General features: G+C 45.6%; 1 rRNA gene. It reads right to left on the bottom strand.

What is annotated here, in order from left to right:
* Window positions 1–841, bottom strand: a 16S ribosomal RNA gene (locus KQ877_RS03455); the annotation flags it as partial.
* Between the last annotated feature and the right edge of the window lie 50 nt (window positions 842–891).

The raw sequence follows: 891 nt of genomic DNA, 5'->3' as shown, positions 1-891 counted from the left end.
CGTCAGTGAATCATCCACCGACTAATGATCATCGTTTACAGCGTGGACTACCAGGGTATCTAATCCTGTTTGCTCCCCACGCTTTCGTCCCTCAGTGTCAATATAGACCCAGTAAGCTGCCTTCGCCTTTGGTGTTCTTCCATATATCTACGCATTTCACCGCTTCACATGGAATTCCGCTTACCTCTATCTAATTCTAGTTTGCCAGTATCTAATGCATACCGGGGTTGAGCCCCGGGCTTTGACACCAGACTTAACAAACAACCTACGAACGCTTTACGCCCAATAATTCCGGATAACGCTTGCGACCTATGTATTACCGCGGCTGCTGGCACATAGTTAGCCATCGCTTTCTGATTGGGTACCGTCAGCTAAAAAGCATTTCCTCTTTTTAGTGTTCTTCCCCAATAACAGCACTTTACAACCCGAAGGCCTTCATCGTGCACGCTGTGTCGCTCCATCAGGCTTTCGCCCATTGTGGAATATTCCCTACTGCTGCCTCCCGTAGGAGTCTGGGCCGTATCTCAGTCCCAGTGTGGCCGTTCAGTTTCTCAACCCGGCTAAACATCATAGTCTTGGTAGGCCATTACCCTACCAACTAACTAATGTTCCGCGCCCTCATCTTTTAGTGAAGCCGTAAAGCTCCTTTCATAATAAATTCATGCGAATATATTACATATCCGGTATTAGCAAACGTTTCCGTTTGTTATCCCAATCTAAAAGGCAGATTAAGCACGTGTTACTCACCCATTCGCCACTAGTAGCAAGCTACTCGTTCGACATGCATGTATTAGGCACACAGCCAGCGTTCATCCTGAGCCAGGATCAAACTCTTAATAATAAATTGAATTGACGATTTATGGTATTTATATCCAGTTTTCAAAGAACTAT

Source organism: Mycoplasma zalophi, from assembly GCF_018914005.1.
Taxonomy (GTDB): Bacteria; Bacillota_I; Bacilli_A; order Mycoplasmatales; family Metamycoplasmataceae; genus Metamycoplasma; species Metamycoplasma zalophi_A.
The sequence above is the reverse complement of the archived record's forward strand: the minus strand, read 5'-3'. Positions and strand labels throughout refer to the sequence as shown.